Origin of the sequence: Streptomyces sp. NPDC090045, from assembly GCF_044747975.1 — a bacterium.
GTDB lineage: Bacteria > Actinomycetota > Actinomycetes > Streptomycetales > Streptomycetaceae > Streptomyces.
Genome location: NZ_JBIVFA010000002.1, coordinates 620564 through 637040, shown reverse-complemented (window position 1 = coordinate 637040; position 16477 = coordinate 620564). Strand labels below are relative to the sequence as shown.

Here is a 16477-nt window from a genome sequence, read left to right as displayed (position 1 = left end):
TACGCGATCAGACGTTGAAGCGGAACTCGACCACGTCGCCGTCCTGCATGACGTAGTCCTTGCCCTCCATGCGGGCCTTGCCCTTGGAGCGGGCTTCGGCGACCGAGCCGCAGTCGACCAGGTCTGCGAAGGAGATGACCTCGGCCTTGATGAAGCCGCGCTGGAAGTCGGTGTGGATCACGCCGGCGGCCTCGGGGGCGGTGGCGCCCTGCTTGATGGTCCAGGCGCGGGTTTCCTTCGGGCCGGCCGTCAGGTAGGTCTGCAGGCCCAGGGTGGCGAAGCCGACGCGGCCCAGGGTGGCCATGCCCGGCTCGTCCTGGCCGACCGACTGGAGGAGTTCGAGGGCCTCCTCGTCGTCCAGCTCGACCAGGTCCGCCTCCAGCTTGGCGTTCAGGAAGATCGCCTCCGCCGGGGCGACCAGCGCGGACTGCTCCGCCTTGAACGCGTCGTCCGTCAGCTCGTCCTCGTCCACGTTGAAGACGTAGAGGAAGGGCTTCGTCGTGAGGAGGTGGAGCTCGTGGAGGAGGTCGCCCTGCTCCGTGCCCTTGGTGATGCCGCGGGAGAAGAGGGTGTGCCCCTCCTCCAGGATCTTCTGGGCCTTCTCGACGGCGGCCAGGACCGCGACCTTCTCCTTCTGGAGGCGGGACTCCTTCGTCAGGCGCGGCACCGCCTTCTCGATGGACTGGAGGTCGGCGAGGATCAGCTCGGTGTTGATCGTCTCGATGTCGTCCTTCGGCGAGACCTTGCCGTCGACGTGGACGACGTTCTCGTCCTTGAAGGCGCGGATGACCTGGCAGATGGCGTCCGACTCGCGGATGTTCGCGAGGAACTTGTTGCCCAGGCCCTCGCCCTCGGAGGCGCCGCGGACGATGCCCGCGATGTCGACGAAGTCGACCGTCGCCGGGAGGACGCGCTGCGAGCCGAAGATGCCGGCCAGCACGCCGAGGCGCTGGTCCGGGACGCCGACGACGCCGACGTTCGGCTCGATCGTGGCGAACGGGTAGTTGGCCGCCAGCACGTCGTTCTTGGTCAGGGCGTTGAACAGGGTCGACTTGCCGACATTCGGCAGGCCGACGATTCCGATCGTGAGCGACACGTTGGCGACTTCCCGTAGCTGGAGGGGGCGGCGGCCCGGAGGTGGGCCACCGGACAGTTTACTTTCCGATGAGTGGCGGTGGATGTACGCGTGTCCGGGGCCCGATCCGGCCGCCTCCCCGCCTAGTTTGGTGGGGTGGAGCAATACAGCACGCGACCGGCCCCTCACCCGCAGCGACCTCCGGCCCAGCGTCGGCGGCCGCCGACGGGCGTGCCCGCCCAGGGCGGCGCCCCGCGGCCCGTGCCGGCGCGGCGGATGCCCAGGCCCCGGCTGACCGGGCTCGGCGGCGGGCTTTTCGCGTGCGCCGGCATGGTGCTCGTCGCCGGGATCTGCTGGCTGCTCTTCGGTTCCTCGCTCTTCGTCTACGGGCTGCTCTTCGTGCCCGTCGCGGCCGCCGCCGCGCTCTGGGTACGGCCCGCCGACCTGATCACCGCGCCGATCAGCGCCCCCATCGCCTTCGCCGCCGGGGTGTGGCCCATCTCGGGCGGCTCCGGCGGCTTCGGCGGGCAGCTGATGGGGCTGGTGTCCGCCCTGTCCCTGCACGCCGGCTGGCTGTACGCGGGCACGCTGGTCGCCGCGCTGATCGTCATCGTGCGCAAGGCGGTGCTGATCGGGAAGAGGCGGCTCCCCCGCCGGACCGCCTCGACCTCCTAGCCCCCGGCGGGCCCCTTCGCCGCCATTGCCGCGCCCACGATCCCCGCGTTGTTCTGCAGCTTCGCCGGCACGATCTCGGCCCGGACGCCCTCGATCAGCGGAAGGAACTTCTCCGGCTTGCGGCTGACGCCGCCGCCGATGATGAAGAGGTCCGGGGAGAAGAGCATCTCCACGTGCTCCAGGTACCTCTGCACCCGGTGCGCCCAGCGCTCCCAAGTGAGCCCGTGGTCCTCCTTGGCCTTCACCGAGGCCCGCGTCTCCGCGTCGTGGCCCTTCAGCTCCAGGTGGCCGAGCTCCGTGTTCGGGACCAGCCGCCCGTCCCGGAACAGGGCGCTCCCGATGCCCGTGCCCAGCGTGAGCAGGAGGACCGTGCCGTCCCGCCCCTTCCCGGCCCCGTACGTCATCTCCGCGATCCCCGCCGCGTCCGCGTCGTTGAGGACCGTGACCGGCCTGCCGCCCAGCCGCCCCGACAGCAGGTCCGCCGTGTCGACGCCGATCCACGCCTTGTCCATGTTGGCCGCCGTACGGGTGACGCCGCCGGTGACCACCCCGGGGAAGGTGACCCCCACCGGGCCGTCCCAGTCGAAGTGGCGCACCACCTCGACGACGCAGCCGGCCACCCCGTCGGGGGTGGCCGGCTGCGGTGTCAGTACTTTGTGGCGCTCTTGCGCCAGGTCGCCACGGTCCAGGTCCACGGGAGCGCCCTTGATCCCGGATCCGCCGATGTCCACGCCGAAGATCTGCATGGACATACCGTACGAAAGGAGTTACTTGTCGGCGACCAGTTCGGCGGCCTCCGCGCGCAGGTCCCGGCGGAGTTCCTTGGGCAGCGAGAAGACGATCGACTCCTCGGCGGTCTTGACGATCTCCACGTCCGCGTAACCGCGCGCCGCGAGCCACTCCAGGACCTCCTCGACCAGGACCTCCGGCACCGAGGCGCCCGAGGTGAGGCCGACGGTGGTGACGCCCTCCAGCCAGGCCTCGTCGATCTCGCTCGCGAAGTCGACGAGGTGCGCGGCGCCCGCGCCGGCGTCCAGCGCGACCTCGACGAGGCGGATGGAGTTCGAGGAGTTCTTGGAACCGACCACGATGACCAGGTCGGAGTCGGCGCCCATCACCTTGACGGCGGCCTGCCGGTTCGAGGTGGCGTAGCAGATGTCGTCGCTGGGCGGCGAGACCAGCAGCGGGAACTTGGTCTTCAGCGCGTCGACCGTCTCCATCGTCTCGTCGACCGAGAGGGTGGTCTGCGACAGCCAGACGACCTTCGACTCGTCCCGCACCTCGACGTTGGCGACGTCGTCCGGGCCGTCGACGATCGTGATGTGGTCCGGGGCCTCGCCGAAGGTGCCGATGACCTCCTCGTGGCCCTCGTGGCCGATGAGGAGGATGTCGAAGTCCTCGTTCGCGTACCGGATGGCTTCCTTGTGCACCTTGGTGACCAGCGGGCAGGTGGCGTCGATCGTCGCGAGCTTACCGCGCGCCGCCTCCTCGTGCACCACCGGCGCCACGCCGTGCGCGGAGAACATCACGATGGAGCCCTCGGGCACCTCCTCCGTCCGCTCGACGAAGATGGCGCCCTTCTTCTCCAGCGTCTGGACGACGTACTTGTTGTGCACGATCTCGTGGCGGACGTAGACCGGCGCGCCGTACTGCTCGAGAGCCTTCTCGACAGCGATCACGGCTCGGTCGACGCCCGCGCAGTAGCCGCGAGGGGCGGCGAGCAGGACACGGCGGGAAGCGGCAGCAGTCATGCCCTCCATCGTACGGGGGTCCCCAGCAGGCCGTTCGTCCCCCGTCCGTCCCACACTTGATCGCAAGCGTGTGCACAGCATCCCTCGGAGGGCCGATGGTGTCGGGTACGGATCCCAGTACGGCGGCCCCGGTACCCGAGCGGGCCCCGGCCGGCCCGCTCCGGCGGAGCCTCGGCTTCCGGGACCTGGTCGTCTACGGGCTGCTCTTCATCGCCCCCATGGCCCCGGTCGGGGTCTTCGGCACCCTGGACGCCAAGTCGCACGGCGCGGTCGCCCTCGTCTACCTCGCCGCGACCGTCGCGATGGCCTTCACGGCCTTCTCCTACGCCCAGATGGTCCGGGTCGCCCCGCAGGCCGGCTCGGTCTTCACGTACGCCCGCAAGGGCCTGGGCGAGGGGCCCGGGCTGATCGCCGGGTGGATGGCGATGCTCGACTACCTGCTGATCCCGGCGGTCGCGTACCTCTTCTCGGGGATCGCGATGAACGCGCTGGTGCCGGAGGTCTCCCGGTGGGTGTGGACGGCGCTGGCCGTCGTGATCACCACCCTCCTCAACCTGTGGGGCGTACGGGCGGCCGCGCGCGTGGGCTTCGCCGTGCTGGCCCTGGAGATCCTCGTCCTGCTCGTCTTCCTGGTCGCCGCGGTGACCGTGCTGGCCCAGGGCGGGGCGCGGCGCGGCTGGCTCTCGCCGCTGACCGGTGACGGCTCGCTCGGCTTCAGCACGGCCGCGGTGCTGGGCGCGGTGTCGGTGGCGGTGCTGTCGTACCTCGGCTTCGACGCGATCGCCTCCTTCGCCGAGGAGGTGACGGGCGGCTCGGAGCGCGTGGCGCGGGCGGTGCTCTTCTGCCTGGCGCTGGCCGGGCTGCTGTTCGTCGTGCAGAGCTATCTGGCGGCGCTGCTCATGCCCGTGTCCGCGGCGGAACTGGCGGCCGATCCTGGGCTGCAGGGGCCGGCCTTCTACGACGCGGTGGAGTCCTCGGTCGGCACCTGGCTGCACGACCTGGTGGCGGTCAGCAAGGCGATCGGGGCGGCCTTCGCGGCGCTGGCGGGGCAGGCGGCGGCCGGGCGGCTGGTGTTCGCGATGGCCCGGGAGCGGCGGCTGCCGCGGGCGCTCGCGCGGACCTCGGACGGCACCCCGCGGCTCGCCCTGCTGGTGGCGGCCGGCATCACGCTGGTCGCCGCCGTGTGGGCGGCCCGGCGCGACGACGGGCTGGACCACCTGGTGTCCGTCGTGGACGTCGGGGCACTGGTGGCCTTCACCCTGCTGCACGCGTCGGTGGTGGGGTGGTTCGTGGTGAAGCGGCGGGAGGGTCCGCCGGTCTGGTGGAAACACCTGGTGATGCCGGTGCTCGGCGCGGCGGTGACCGTCGCGGTGATCGTGGAGGCCTCCTGGACGGCCCAGGTGGTGGGGGCGGTGTGGCTGGCGGTGGGCCTGTGCGTCCTCCTCGCCCAACGCGGCCGGCCCGACGGCCCGGACGGCCCGGGCGCACCCGACGGACCGGGCTCACCCGGCACCCCCGACGCCTCGCGCACACCCGGGGCCTCGCGTACGGGCGCTCCGCGCACACCTGGAGCCTCGCGCGCACCGGGGGCCTCGCGCGCACCGGGGGCCGCGCGTACGGGCGCTCCGCGTACATCTAGAGCCGCGCCCGCCCCCGGAGCCTCGCGCGCACCGGGCACCTCGCGCACGGGCGCCTCGCGTACCCCCGGAACCTCGCCCGCCCCCGGAACCTCGCCCGCCCCCGGAGCCTCGCCGGCACCCGGGGCCTCGCCCGCACCCGACGCCCCCGGCAGACCCGGGGCCTCCCGCGCACCCGGGGCCGCGCGTACGGGCGCTCCGCGTACACCTGGAGCCGCGCCCGCCCCCGGCGCCTCGCGTACCCCCGGTGCCTCGCCCGCACCCGACGCCTCGCCCGCACCCGGCGCCTCGCCCCCACCCGGCACCTCGTCCGCACCGGGCGGACCCGCGGATTCAGGAGCCCCGGGGCCCGACACCCGACCCGGAGCCTGAGACGCTGTCAGCGGAGCCCGTTAGCCTGCGTGCATGGGTCTGAATACGTCGGCCGAGGCGCCGCTGCCGGTAGGCCAGGTGTCCCGGCTCATCGGGGGCTGGATCGAGCGGCTCGGTCAGGTGTGGGTGGAAGGGCAGATCACGCAGCTCTCGCGGCGGCCGGGGGCGGGGGTGGTCTTCCTGACGCTGCGCGACCCCTCGCACGACATCTCGGTCAGCGTGACCTGCTTCCGCCAGGTCTTCGACGAGGTCGCGGACGTGGTCTCGGAGGGCGCGCGGGTCGTCCTGCTGGCCAAGCCGGAGTGGTACGCCCCGCGCGGGCAGCTGTCCCTGCGGGCCACCGAGATACGGCCCGTCGGCATCGGCGAGCTCCTCGCCCGGCTGGAGAAGCTCAAGCGGTCCCTCGCCGCCGAGGGGCTCTTCGCGCTGGACCGCAAGAAGCCGCTGCCGTTCCTGCCGCAGCTGATCGGGCTGGTGGTCGGGCGGGCCTCGGCGGCCGAGCGCGACGTACTGGAGAACGCCCGGCGCCGCTGGCCGGCCGTCCGCTTCGAGGTGCGCAACGTCGCCGTCCAGGGGGTGCACGCGGTGCCCCAGGTGGTCCAGGCGGTCAAGGAGCTCGACGCCCTGGACGAGGTCGACGTGATCATCGTGGCGCGCGGCGGCGGCAGCGTGGAGGACCTGCTGCCCTTCTCCGACGAGGAGGTCGTCCGCACGGTCGCGGCGGCCCGTACGCCCGTGGTCTCGGCGATCGGCCACGAGCCCGACTCCCCGCTGCTGGACCTGGTCGCGGACGTGCGGGCCTCCACGCCCACGGACGCGGCGAAGAAGGTGGTCCCGGACGTGGGCGAGGAGCTGGAGCGCGTGCGCCAGCTGCAGGCCCGGGGGCTGCGCGCGGTGACCGGTCTGCTCGACCGGGAGGAGCGGGGGCTCGCGCACGCCCTCGGCCGGCCGGTCTTCGTCCACCCGCAGCGGATGGTGGAGATCCGGGAGGACGAGCTGGACGCGCTGCTGGCACGCGGCCGGCGCACGCTCGGGCACCTGCTGGACCGGGCCGACTCGGAGCTCGCCCACACGCTCGCCCGGGTGGTGGCGCTGTCCCCGGCCGCGACCCTGGAGCGCGGGTACGCCGTACTGCAGCGGGCCGACGGCCACGTGGTGCGTTCGCCGGAGGGTCTCGCGGCGGACGAGGTGCTGCGCGCACGGGTGGCGGAGGGCACCTTCTCCGTACGGGTCGCTCCGCCCGAGTAGCGGGCAGGCAGGCAGGCAGCGGGCAGCGGCGCCCGGAAACACGACACACGGCCGCAACCAACTGGTTGCACTACACACATAGGGTGGAAAAGGGAATGGCAGAGGCCGAGACCGCGCTGGGATACGAGCAGGCCCGCGACGAGCTCATCGAGGTCGTCCGCAAGCTGGAGGCGGGCGGCACCTCGCTGGAGGACTCGCTGGCGCTCTGGGAGCGCGGCGAGGAGCTGGCGAAGGTCTGCCGGCACTGGCTGGAGGGAGCCCGGGCCCGCCTGGACTCCGCGCTGGCGGCGCGCGAGCCGGCCGAGGAGGAGTGATCCCGGTCACCACCAGGGGGATTTAGTTGAAAATTCATCTACTTCGGCCGTAGAGTCGGGGACATCGCTTCACCTCCGTATGGAAGAAGGCTTTCCGATGTCTCTCGTTCTTGACTCCGCCGCGCAGGACCTGCTGTTCCGCGAGGCCCGCACGGCCAACTCGTTCTCGGACGAGCCGGTCACCGAGGAGCAGGTCCAGGCGATCTACGACCTGGTGAAGTTCGGCCCCACCGCGTTCAACCAGACGCCGCTGCGCATCACCCTGGTCCGCTCCCCCGAGGCCCGCGAGCGCCTCGTCAAGCACATGGCCGAGGGCAACGCGGCGAAGACCGCCACCGCGCCGCTGGTCGCGATCCTCTCCGCGGACAACGAGTTCCACGAGGAGCTCCCGCAGCTGCTGCCGCACTTCCCGCAGGCCAAGGACATGTTCTTCGCCGAGCGCCCGGTCCGCGAGCAGTCCGCGCTGCTGAACGCCGCCCTGCAGGCCGCCTACTTCATCGTCGGCGTCCGCGCCGCCGGTCTGGCCGCGGGCCCGATGACCGGCGCCGACTTCGGCGGCATCCAGAAGGAGTTCCTGGACGCCGACCACACCCCGCTGATGGTCGTCAACATCGGCAAGCCGGGCGAGGACGCCGCCTTCCCGCGCTCCCCGCGCCTGGCGTTCGACGAGGTCGTCACCACGGTCTGAGCAGGCCGCGCACGCGAGAAGGGCCGTGCCCCCGGAATCCCGGGGGCACGGCCCTTCGGCTGTGGTGCGGCACGGCTGGAGGGTGCGACTCAAAGATCGGGGCTCCGCCCCGGACCCCGCGCCTCAAACGCCGGCGAGGCTGGACTGTGCGCCCGACCCCGGCGCCCCGCCCAAGCGGCGCAGCCGACCGGCGGGAGCGCTACGCGCCCTGCTTGAACTCCAGCGCCGCCGCCATCGCGCCGAGCTGCTCGAAGGAGGCCGTCCCCGTCACCACCGTGACGTGGCCCTGCCCCTGGCGGACGAGGGCGTCGTACTTCTCGCCGTCCCAGCGCTCCCAGGCCGTGTCCCCGACCTGCTGGGTCTGCCCGGTGGCCGCCGCCTGCTGGGTGACCCGGGCGAGGTACTTGGGCGAGGTGTCCGTGGACTGCTCCACCGCCACGTACTGCTTCTCCGGGTCGAGGAAGCCCAGGTGCCAGGCGTTGTCCTTCTTGCGCTCGTACGTCACCGAGGTCGCCCGCCACTGCTCCGGGAGCCCCACGGGGGCCGCCACCGGATACGGGGCCGCGCGCCGGGCCGTGATCGTCTCCACCCGGTAGTCGACCGCGCGGATCGGATCGGCGTCCTCGTCATGGGGGACGAAGAGGTAGATCCCGGCGACGACGATGCCGATCACCCCGAGCGACCGGACCATGTCCCAGACCGTCTGCTTGCCTTTCATACCTGCCACGGCACCCATCGTCCCGCATGACAGGGGGGCGATCACCGCCGGGGTCGCGCCGGCGCGCCGCACGGCGGACGCTGGAGATTCCACCGGGGCCCGCAAGGTGTCCGCTCAGGACAAACGCCTGACCGATATACCGCTCATACGTGACCCGCCCTGCTCAATATGTCGACGTACCGATAGAGTTCCAGCACCCTCACTTCCCGGCCGTCGCCGTACAGAAAGGTGCGCTCCGATGACCGAGCACAACCTGCCGCCCCAGCTCGAAGTCTCTCCGGAGGCCCCCGACCGCAACCTCGCCCTGGAACTCGTCCGGGTCACCGAGGCCGCCGCCATGGCCGCGGGCCGGTGGGTCGGGCGCGGCGACAAGCTCGGCGCCGACGGCGCCGCGGTCAACGCGATGCGGACCCTGATCTCCACCGTCTCGATGAACGGCGTCGTCGTCATCGGCGAGGGCGAGAAGGACGAAGCCCCGATGCTCTTCAACGGCGAGCGGGTCGGTGACGGCACCGGTGCCGAGGTCGACATCGCCGTGGACCCGATCGACGGCACCACCCTGAACGCCAAGGGCATGCCGAACGCCATCGCCGTGCTCGCCGCCGCCGACCGCGGCACCATGTTCGACCCGTCCGCGGTCTTCTACATGGAGAAGCTGGTCACCGGTCCCGAGGCCGCCGACTTCGTCGACATCAACGCCCCCGTTTCGGTCAACATCCGGCGCGTCGCCAAGGCCAAGAACATGGCCGTCGAGGACGTCACCGTGATCATCCTGGACCGCCCCCGCCACGAGGGCATCGTCAAGGAGATCCGCGAGACCGGCGCCCGGATCAAGTTCATCTCCGACGGCGACGTCGCGGGCTCGGTCATGGCGGTGCGCGAGGGCACCGGCGTGGACCTGCTCCTCGGCATCGGCGGCACCCCCGAGGGCATCATCTCGGCCTGCGCCATAAAGTGCCTCGGCGGCACCATCCAGGGCAAGCTGTGGCCGAAGGACGAGGCCGAGCGCCAGAAGGCCATCGACGCGGGTCACGACCTGGACCGCGTCCTGCACACCAACGACCTGGTGTCCGGCGAGAACGTCTTCTTCGTCGCCACCGGCATCACGGACGGCGAGCTGCTGCGCGGCGTCCACTACCGCTCGGAGACCGCGACGACGTCCTCGCTGGTCATGCGCTCGAAGTCGGGCACGATCCGGCGGATCGACTCCACGCACCGCCTGTCGAAGCTGCGCGCGTACAGCGCGATCGACTTCGACCGCGCGCAGTAGGCCTGCAGCAGGCCGAAGCGCGCGTCCACAGCGAGAGGGGCAGTCACCGTGTGCGGCGGTGACCGCCCCTCTCGCTGCGTCCACACGGCCGGCCCTGCCGTGTCCACGCGGCTCGTACGGGGCTGCGCGCGCCCCCGGCCGGCCGCAGGCGGGAGCTAGCCCGCGGCCGCGACGGGGCCGGCCGCCGGAGCCTGGCGCAGCTCGGCCGACCTGCGGCGCATGCGCGCCAGGACCACCCGGCGCTCGGCGGCGGTGAGGCCGCCCCAGACCCCGTACGGCTCGGGCTGGAGGAGTGCGTGCTCCCGGCAGGCGACCATGACCGGGCAGCGGGCACAGACGCGCTTGGCGGCCTCCTCGCGGGAGAGCCGGGCCGCCGTGGGCTCTTTGGAGGGCGCGAAGAACAGCCCCGCCTCGTCCCTGCGGCACACCGCCTCCGCATGCCATGGGCCGTCCTCAGCCCTCGCCGGCACCCGCGGCTTCGGCACGGCGGCAACCTTCAGGGACTGATGCGGCGGATGCGGCACGGTCTACTCCTGACGACGGGTACGCGAGCGAGAGACGATGCACCTGTCCCTACCCGCTGCACGCGCCCCTATGCACCGGGTGCCACCGGGCGCCGGGGGTTCGTCCGAAACGCGACCCCCGCCGTGAGCGGCTTTCAGCCGTCCAGGCGCTTGCGCAGTTTGCGTGCCAGATCGACCAGGCGGGCGCCCATCTTGGGCCGTGCCTCGATGTTGCCGAGCAGGGCGAAGCCCCGGACGATCACCACCGGCGCCTGCGGGTCGCTCTCCCCGCGGCCCTCGCCGCGCACCTCGAAGTTGCCGAGGACCCCGCTGCCGTAGCCGCGCAGGGTGACGTTCTCCGGGACCAGGACCTCGACGTTGCCGAGGACGCAGGTCACGTTGATCTCGGTGACCTGCTGCTCGAAGACGGCCTCGGTGAGGTCGATGTTGATGTCGCCCATCACGGAGACCGCGCGGGTGTGCGCGCCCGGCCGCCAGCGGCCCTTGCGGGCGGAGCTGCTGCACACGGCGACGATCGTCTCGGCGGGCACCCCCGCGCCGGCCGGGCCGGTGGGGCCCGCCGGCGCGAACGGGGCATGGGAGCCGCCGGGTGCGGGCAGATCCCGTACGAGGCCTTCCAGCTCGCCGACCGTCTTGAAGGCGTACAGCGAGTCCAGGCGCTCGGAGTGCTCGTCGGAGGTCAGCCGGCCTTCGGCGAGGGCGTCGCCGAGGATCTGCGCGATCCGGTCCCGGTCGGCATCGGAGGCGCGCAGCTCGGCGGGAGAGGCTGCGGCTGCGGGGGCGGCGGGTTGCTTTTCCAGGTCCACGGGCCCAGCATAGCGAGACACGATAGATCGCGATACTACCGAGTGAGCCTTACCTCACAGACACGTCCCCGGCGGGAGGTTCTACGCTGGAGGACTGCGCTGCCAAATGGTCGCCAGCGCTGTCTGCCGAGTGAGGATTGGCCACACGATGCCGGAGTTCGCCTACACCGACCTGCTGCCCCTGGGCGAGGACACCACGCCGTACCGGCTGGTGACCGCCGAGGGCGTGTCCACCTTCGAGGCGGACGGCCGTACGTTCCTCAAGGTCGAGCCCGAGGCGCTGCGCAAGCTCGCCGAAGAGGCCATCCACGACATCCAGCACTTCCTGCGCCCCGCGCACCTCGCGCAGCTGCGCCGCATCATCGACGACCCCGAGGCCTCCTCGAACGACAAGTTCGTCGCGCTCGACCTGCTCAAGAACGCGAACATCGCGGCGGCCGGCGTCCTGCCGATGTGCCAGGACACGGGCACGGCGATCGTGATGGGCAAGCGCGGCCAGAACGTGCTCACCGAGGGCGGCGACGAGGCGGCGCTGTCGCGCGGCATCTACGACGCGTACACCCGCCTGAACCTGCGCTACTCGCAGATGGCCCCCATCACCATGTGGGAAGAGAAGAACACCGGCTCGAACCTGCCCGCGCAGATCGAGCTGTACGCGACCGACGGCGGCTCGTACAAGTTCCTCTTCATGGCCAAGGGCGGCGGCTCCGCCAACAAGTCCTTCCTCTACCAGGAGACCAAGGCGGTCCTCAACGAGGCCTCCATGATGAAGTTCCTGGAGGAGAAGATCCGCTCGCTCGGTACGGCGGCCTGCCCGCCCTACCACCTGGCGATCGTCGTCGGCGGCACCTCCGCCGAGCACGCGCTGAAGACCGCCAAGTACGCCTCGGCGCACTACCTGGACGAGCTGCCCCGCGAGGGCTCCCCGCTGGGCCACGGCTTCCGCGACGAGGCCCTGGAGCAGCAGGTCTTCGAGCTGACCCAGAAGATCGGCATCGGCGCGCAGTTCGGCGGCAAGTACTTCTGCCACGACGTCCGCGTGGTCCGCCTGCCCCGCCACGGCGCCTCGCTGCCCGTCGCGATCGCCGTGTCCTGCTCGGCCGACCGCCAGGCGACCGCGAAGATCACCGCAGAGGGCGTCTTCCTGGAGCAGCTGGAGACGGACCCGGCGCGCTTCCTGCCGGACACCACGGACTCGCACCTCGACGAGTCCGCGGACGTGGTCTCCATCGACCTGAACCAGCCGATGGACGAGATCCTGGCGACCCTGACCAAGCACCCGGTCAAGACCCGCCTCTCGCTGACCGGCCCGCTGGTCGTGGCGCGCGACATCGCGCACGCCAAGATCAAGGAGCTGCTGGACTCGGGCGCGCCGATGCCGCAGTACCTGAAGGACCACCCGGTGTACTACGCCGGCCCGGCGAAGACCCCCGAGGGCTACGCCTCCGGTTCCTTCGGCCCGACCACGGCCGGCCGCATGGACTCCTACGTGGAGCAGTTCCAGGCGGCGGGCGGCTCCAAGGTCATGCTGGCCAAGGGCAACCGCTCCCAGCAGGTGACGGACGCGTGCGGCACGCACGGCGGCTTCTACCTGGGCTCGATCGGCGGCCCGGCGGCGCGCCTGGCCCAGGACTGCATCAAGAAGGTCGAGGTCCTGGAGTACGAGGAGCTCGGCATGGAGGCGGTCTGGAAGATCGAGGTCGAGGACTTCCCGGCCTTCATCGTCGTCGACGACAAGGGCAACGACTTCTTCCAGAACCCGGCCCCGGAGCCGACGTTCACCCACATCCCGGTCCGCGGCCCGGGCCTGTAGCGCGTGCGACCGAGGGCCCCTCCCCCGTTCGGGGGAGGGGCCCTCGCGCAGCTCCGCCCATCGGCAGATGGCAGGACGGCGGGCTCCCGGCGAGGCTTTCCCCGTAACCAAACAGCCTTTGGAACACGGGAGTTCACGATGAAGAACCGCAGGCGCGCCCTCATCCTCGCCGGAACCGCCGCCGCCCTCGCGGCCACGCTGATCGCTGCGGCTCCGGCCCCGGCCGCGCCTGCGGCCGCGCCGAAGCTCGCCTCCGTGCACGGGGGCGGCACGATCTTCTACCCCTACTCCGCCAAGGACGACATCCGCTTCACCGTCGATGCCGAGTCCACCCCGTGGACCAGGCCGTTCCCGGCCCCGGGAGGCGAGAAGGGCCTGCCGACGGACGCCCGGGGCCGGGTGACCATCTCCCACCACTACACGGAGACCGACTTCACCGCGACCGGCGAGGCGGAGGTGGACTGCCTGGTCACGGGTGGCAAGACCGCCACGCTCACCGCCGTGGTCAAGAGCTCGAACGTCGGCTGGGACGGCAAGCGGATCGGCATCAGCGTCCAGGACGGCCGGCGCGGCGAGCCGGACCGCGTCGGGTTCTCCTGGGACATCGCCAACGTCGACGTGAAGCCGGACGGCACGGTCGCCGAGGGCACGGTGGGCACCTGCATGGCCCCGGCCCCCTTCACGGAGGTCACCAAGGGCGGCTTCAAGGTCAATCCCGCCCCGCTGTCCCCGCAACCGAAGTCGTAGTCACGGCGTCGGAGACAACAGGTACCGGGCCTCAACGGGGGTGGCCCGGTACCCCGTCTTCCGCGCGGCCGCCACCTCGGCGATGGTCAGCCGGTACACCCGGCGCAGCAGCGCGATCGGCACCCCGTCGGGCCCGCCGACCGGCAGGTGGACCGTGCCCTCCCGGGCCACGATGCGCTCCCGGACCGACGGCGGCGGTACGCCCCGTCCTTCGTCGCAGGCGTAGATCTCGTACCGCGGACAGTGGTAGAACCCAGCCCACTGCAGCTCGCCGTCCCGGATGAACTGCCAGTCCTCCCGGACGCACTCCTCGCACGGCTCGCAGTGAAGGGTCGCGTACACCTGCTGTTCGGCCATCAGGGCAGGATGCGGTGCCGGGGCGTCCCGCGCATCCGGATAACGTCTGGGGCATGACGCAGATGCAGCCCCCCACCGCCCGCGACGTGCGCGTCATCGCCCATCGCGGGGCCTCCCACGAGCACCCCGAGCACACCCTCGCCGCCTACCGGCAGGCCATCGCCGACGGGGCCGACGCGCTGGAGTGCGATGTGCGGCTCACCGCCGATCAGCGGCTGGTGTGCGTGCACGACCGGCGCGTCGAGCGGACCTCCGACGGGCGCGGGGTCGTCTCGGAGATGACGTACGAGGAACTGCGCGCCCTCGACTTCGGCGGGTGGAAGGGCGAGGAGCACCGCGGGGCCCGGGTGCTCCTCTTCGAGGACCTGCTCCGGGAGGCGCTGGCCGCACCCCGGCCCGTGGGGCTGGCCGTCGAGACCAAGCATCCGACGCGCGCGGGCGGCCGCCTGGAGACGGAACTGGTGCGGATGCTCCGGGAGTACGGGCTGGCCGACGGAGCGAGCGGCCGTGTCGAGGTGATGAGCTTCTCGCGGAGCGCGCTGACCCGGCTGCACCGGCTCGCGCCCGGCCTGCCCGCCGTCTACCTGATCGAGCGGCGGCTGCGCCCGGTCCGGCCCCCGTACGCGACGCACGCGGGCCCGGGCATCGATCTCGTGCGCCGGGACCCGGGGCTGGTGGCCCGGCTGAAGGCCAAGGGGCTGTCCGTACGGGTGTGGACCGTGGACGAGCCGGAGGACGTGGAGCTGTGCCTGCGCCTCGGCGTCGACACGCTGATCACCAACCGGCCGCGCGAGGTGCGCAAGCTGCTGCGCGACATGTGACACCCGGCCGGGGTGCGCCGGCCGGGCGTGGGGGGTCGTAGGGGCGGATCGGGGCGGGATTACACGAAGCGCTGGTTCGCGGAACCGTTGCAGGGCTGCAGGCGCAGCGGCTCGTGGGCGGCGGCCACCGTGAGGCACTGGCCCGGGGCGGCGGCGGGGCGCAGGGTGGCGCCGTCGCGGACGAACTGCTGGTTCGCTCCGCCGTGGCAGTTCCAGATGATCAGGCCGGTGCCGGAGCCGTAGTTGGCGCCGGGGGCGTCGAGGCAGCGGTCCTGGGTCAGCTCGATGTGGACGGACTTGCGGGCGGCGTCGTACCACCAGCCCTGGTTCCGGCCGCCGTGGCAGTCCCAGCCCACGATCTTCGTCTCGTTGGCGCTGGAGCCGCCGAAGGAGTCGAGGCAGTTGCCGGTCGCCTCGTTCTTCAGGGGCTTGAACTTGTCGTCCCAGGCCCCGGCCTGCAGGACGGGCGTCCCGGTGCTCGCCGGGTCGGCGCAGGAGGCCTCGCGCAGGCCCGAGTTGTAGAGCTGGGTCAGACAGGACGCGAAGGCGCCGTGGCCGCGGTAGTTGGGGTGGAAGGACTGGCGGGCGGTGTTCTCGTCCCACGGGAAGTGGTCCCCGAGGTCCAGGTAGAGCCCGCGGGCCCAGGTGTCCTCCATGCACACCTCGTGCCCGTGGAAGAGCCGCGAGTTGTCCAGGTAGGTGGCGCCGGAGGCGAGGGCCGCCGCGCGCATGCCCTTCTCGAAGGTGGGCACCGCGTAGTTGCGGCCCCAGGTGGCGTCGGAGTCGTAGCCGGCGCAGCCGCCGGGCAGCTTGCCGGGGAAGTTCGGGTTGTCGTAGAAGTCGGGCCCGATGGGGCTGGGGTAGCCCATCACGACCAGCTTGTAGTCGGAGTCGGCGTAACCGGCGTCGCGCATGACCGTCTTGAGGTCCGCGACCGTGGCCTCCACCTTGGGCTTCAGGCCGTCGACGCGCCCCTGCCAGCCGGGGGCGTACTTGGGCTCGCAGGTGCCCTGGCTGAGGATCCAGCGGGTCACGCAGTCGGTCATGACGGGGCCGAACTGCAGGTCGTCGTTGGCGCCGGCGACCAGCAGGACCATCTTGATCTTCGTGTTGCGGGCCTTGATGGCCAGGCTGTCGCTCTGCACCAGCTCGTCGGCGTACTGCTTGCTGCCGCCGATCCTGATGTTGCCCGTGTAGCCGCCGGAGCAGGCGACGTTGAAGGTGAGGTCGGCCGGGATGCCGGTGCGGTGGATCGCCGAGTCGGGCGAGCGGTGGCACTGGTTGTTCGGCGTGTTGGTCGCGGGGTCGTAGTTGCCCACGCCCTCGCCCGATATCTCGCTGTCGCCCAGCGAGATCAGGCCGGTCTTGCGCTCGTTCAGCGGGCGGACGGCGGCGTCGCCGTAGATCTTGACGGCTTCCGCCGCCCGGATCGCCTCCAGCTCGGGCGAGAGGGGGGTGACGGCCGCTGCGGGGGTCGCCGCCTGGGCCATGGGGGTGATGGCGGTGACGCCGCCCAGGGCGGCCGCGATCGCCGCGACGGCGGCGAAGGTAGATCTGAGCATGGGTTTCGTACGTGCACGTGCCATGAACGCCTCCCCGGATGTCAGTGTTACCCACGGTATTTACTGGCCGGTAAGTGAGTTGGGAACACTTCGAACAAG

General features: G+C 71.7%; 16 protein-coding genes and 1 pseudogene. 9 read left to right on the top strand and 8 right to left on the bottom strand.

Features of this window, described 5'->3' with window-relative positions; genetic code table 11:
• Positions 1-7 precede the first annotated feature (7 nt).
• On the bottom strand, positions 8-1096 hold the full coding sequence (gene ychF / locus ACIPYQ_RS07985) for a redox-regulated ATPase YchF (RefSeq protein WP_401247301.1): 1089 nt from the start codon (positions 1094-1096) through the stop codon (positions 8-10).
• A gap of 255 nt (positions 1097-1351) precedes the next feature.
• Between ychF and ACIPYQ_RS07980 the strand changes: the two genes are divergently transcribed.
• A complete protein-coding gene (locus ACIPYQ_RS07980; RefSeq protein WP_361760492.1) occupies positions 1352-1750 on the top strand; it encodes a DUF6542 domain-containing protein in 399 nt (132 codons plus the stop codon).
• Here the strand turns inward: ACIPYQ_RS07980 and ppgK are convergent.
• A complete protein-coding gene (gene ppgK, locus ACIPYQ_RS07975) occupies positions 1747-2496 on the bottom strand; it encodes a polyphosphate--glucose phosphotransferase (RefSeq protein WP_401247297.1) in 750 nt (249 codons plus the stop codon). The two genes, ACIPYQ_RS07980 and ppgK, sit on opposite strands and share 4 nt — an antisense overlap.
• Before the next feature lie 21 nt (positions 2497-2517).
• A complete protein-coding gene (locus ACIPYQ_RS07970) occupies positions 2518-3510 on the bottom strand; it encodes a 4-hydroxy-3-methylbut-2-enyl diphosphate reductase (protein ID WP_401247294.1) in 993 nt (330 codons plus the stop codon).
• Between the two features lie 86 nt (positions 3511-3596).
• Between ACIPYQ_RS07970 and ACIPYQ_RS07965 the strand changes: the two are divergent.
• From ACIPYQ_RS07965 to ACIPYQ_RS07950, 4 genes and pseudogenes are all read left to right on the top strand, one after another.
• Positions 3597-4961, top strand: a pseudogene (locus ACIPYQ_RS07965) (APC family permease); the annotation flags it as partial.
• 582 nt (positions 4962-5543) lie between these two features.
• Positions 5544-6758, top strand: a complete 1215-nt coding sequence (gene xseA, locus ACIPYQ_RS07960) for an exodeoxyribonuclease VII large subunit (protein ID WP_361771137.1) — start codon at positions 5544-5546, stop codon at positions 6756-6758.
• 95 nt (positions 6759-6853) lie between these two features.
• A complete protein-coding gene (locus ACIPYQ_RS07955) occupies positions 6854-7072 on the top strand; it encodes an exodeoxyribonuclease VII small subunit (protein WP_319723379.1) in 219 nt (72 codons plus the stop codon).
• Between the two features lie 97 nt (positions 7073-7169).
• Positions 7170-7760 (top strand): malonic semialdehyde reductase, encoded by a 591-nt coding sequence (locus tag ACIPYQ_RS07950; RefSeq protein WP_327416096.1) that lies wholly within the window; start codon positions 7170-7172, stop codon positions 7758-7760.
• Positions 7761-7959: 199 nt separating this feature from the next.
• Here ACIPYQ_RS07950 and ACIPYQ_RS07945 read toward each other — a convergent pair whose 3' ends face one another.
• The gene (locus ACIPYQ_RS07945) at positions 7960-8478 is read right to left on the bottom strand and encodes a DUF4245 domain-containing protein (protein ID WP_401247713.1); all 519 of its coding nucleotides are present in this window, start codon (positions 8476-8478) and stop codon (positions 7960-7962) included.
• A gap of 238 nt (positions 8479-8716) precedes the next feature.
• Here ACIPYQ_RS07945 and glpX point away from each other — a divergent pair, with 238 nt between their 5' ends.
• The gene (gene glpX, locus ACIPYQ_RS07940; protein ID WP_401247290.1) at positions 8717-9748 is read left to right on the top strand and encodes a class II fructose-bisphosphatase; all 1032 of its coding nucleotides are present in this window, start codon (positions 8717-8719) and stop codon (positions 9746-9748) included.
• A 155-nt stretch (positions 9749-9903) separates the two neighbouring features.
• Here glpX and ACIPYQ_RS07935 read toward each other — a convergent pair whose 3' ends face one another.
• Together ACIPYQ_RS07935 and ACIPYQ_RS07930 are read right to left on the bottom strand one after the other, a co-directional pair.
• Positions 9904-10272, bottom strand: coding sequence for a WhiB family transcriptional regulator (locus ACIPYQ_RS07935; protein ID WP_030713891.1), 369 nt, complete (start codon positions 10270-10272; stop codon positions 9904-9906).
• A gap of 134 nt (positions 10273-10406) precedes the next feature.
• Complete coding sequence (locus ACIPYQ_RS07930) at positions 10407-11078, bottom strand: DUF1707 domain-containing protein (RefSeq protein WP_401247286.1); 672 nt, start codon at positions 11076-11078, stop codon at positions 10407-10409.
• 148 nt (positions 11079-11226) lie between these two features.
• On the opposite strand from ACIPYQ_RS07930, the gene ACIPYQ_RS07925 reads away from it, so the two are divergent.
• The gene (locus tag ACIPYQ_RS07925; protein ID WP_401247284.1) at positions 11227-12891 is read left to right on the top strand and encodes a fumarate hydratase; all 1665 of its coding nucleotides are present in this window, start codon (positions 11227-11229) and stop codon (positions 12889-12891) included.
• A gap of 138 nt (positions 12892-13029) precedes the next feature.
• Entirely contained in the window at positions 13030-13638 is a 609-nt protein-coding gene (locus ACIPYQ_RS07920; RefSeq protein ID WP_401247281.1) for a hypothetical protein, read from the top strand.
• Here ACIPYQ_RS07920 and ACIPYQ_RS07915 read toward each other — a convergent pair whose 3' ends face one another.
• Entirely contained in the window at positions 13639-13995 is a 357-nt protein-coding gene (locus tag ACIPYQ_RS07915) for a hypothetical protein (protein WP_401247278.1), read from the bottom strand. It abuts the gene before it with no gap.
• A gap of 53 nt (positions 13996-14048) precedes the next feature.
• On the opposite strand from ACIPYQ_RS07915, the gene ACIPYQ_RS07910 reads away from it, so the two are divergent.
• The gene (locus tag ACIPYQ_RS07910) at positions 14049-14816 is read left to right on the top strand and encodes a glycerophosphodiester phosphodiesterase family protein (RefSeq protein WP_361770396.1); all 768 of its coding nucleotides are present in this window, start codon (positions 14049-14051) and stop codon (positions 14814-14816) included.
• Between the two features lie 59 nt (positions 14817-14875).
• Here ACIPYQ_RS07910 and ACIPYQ_RS07905 read toward each other — a convergent pair whose 3' ends face one another.
• Positions 14876-16378, bottom strand: a complete 1503-nt coding sequence (locus ACIPYQ_RS07905) for a ricin-type beta-trefoil lectin domain protein (protein ID WP_361770393.1) — start codon at positions 16376-16378, stop codon at positions 14876-14878.
• Positions 16379-16477 lie beyond the last annotated feature (99 nt).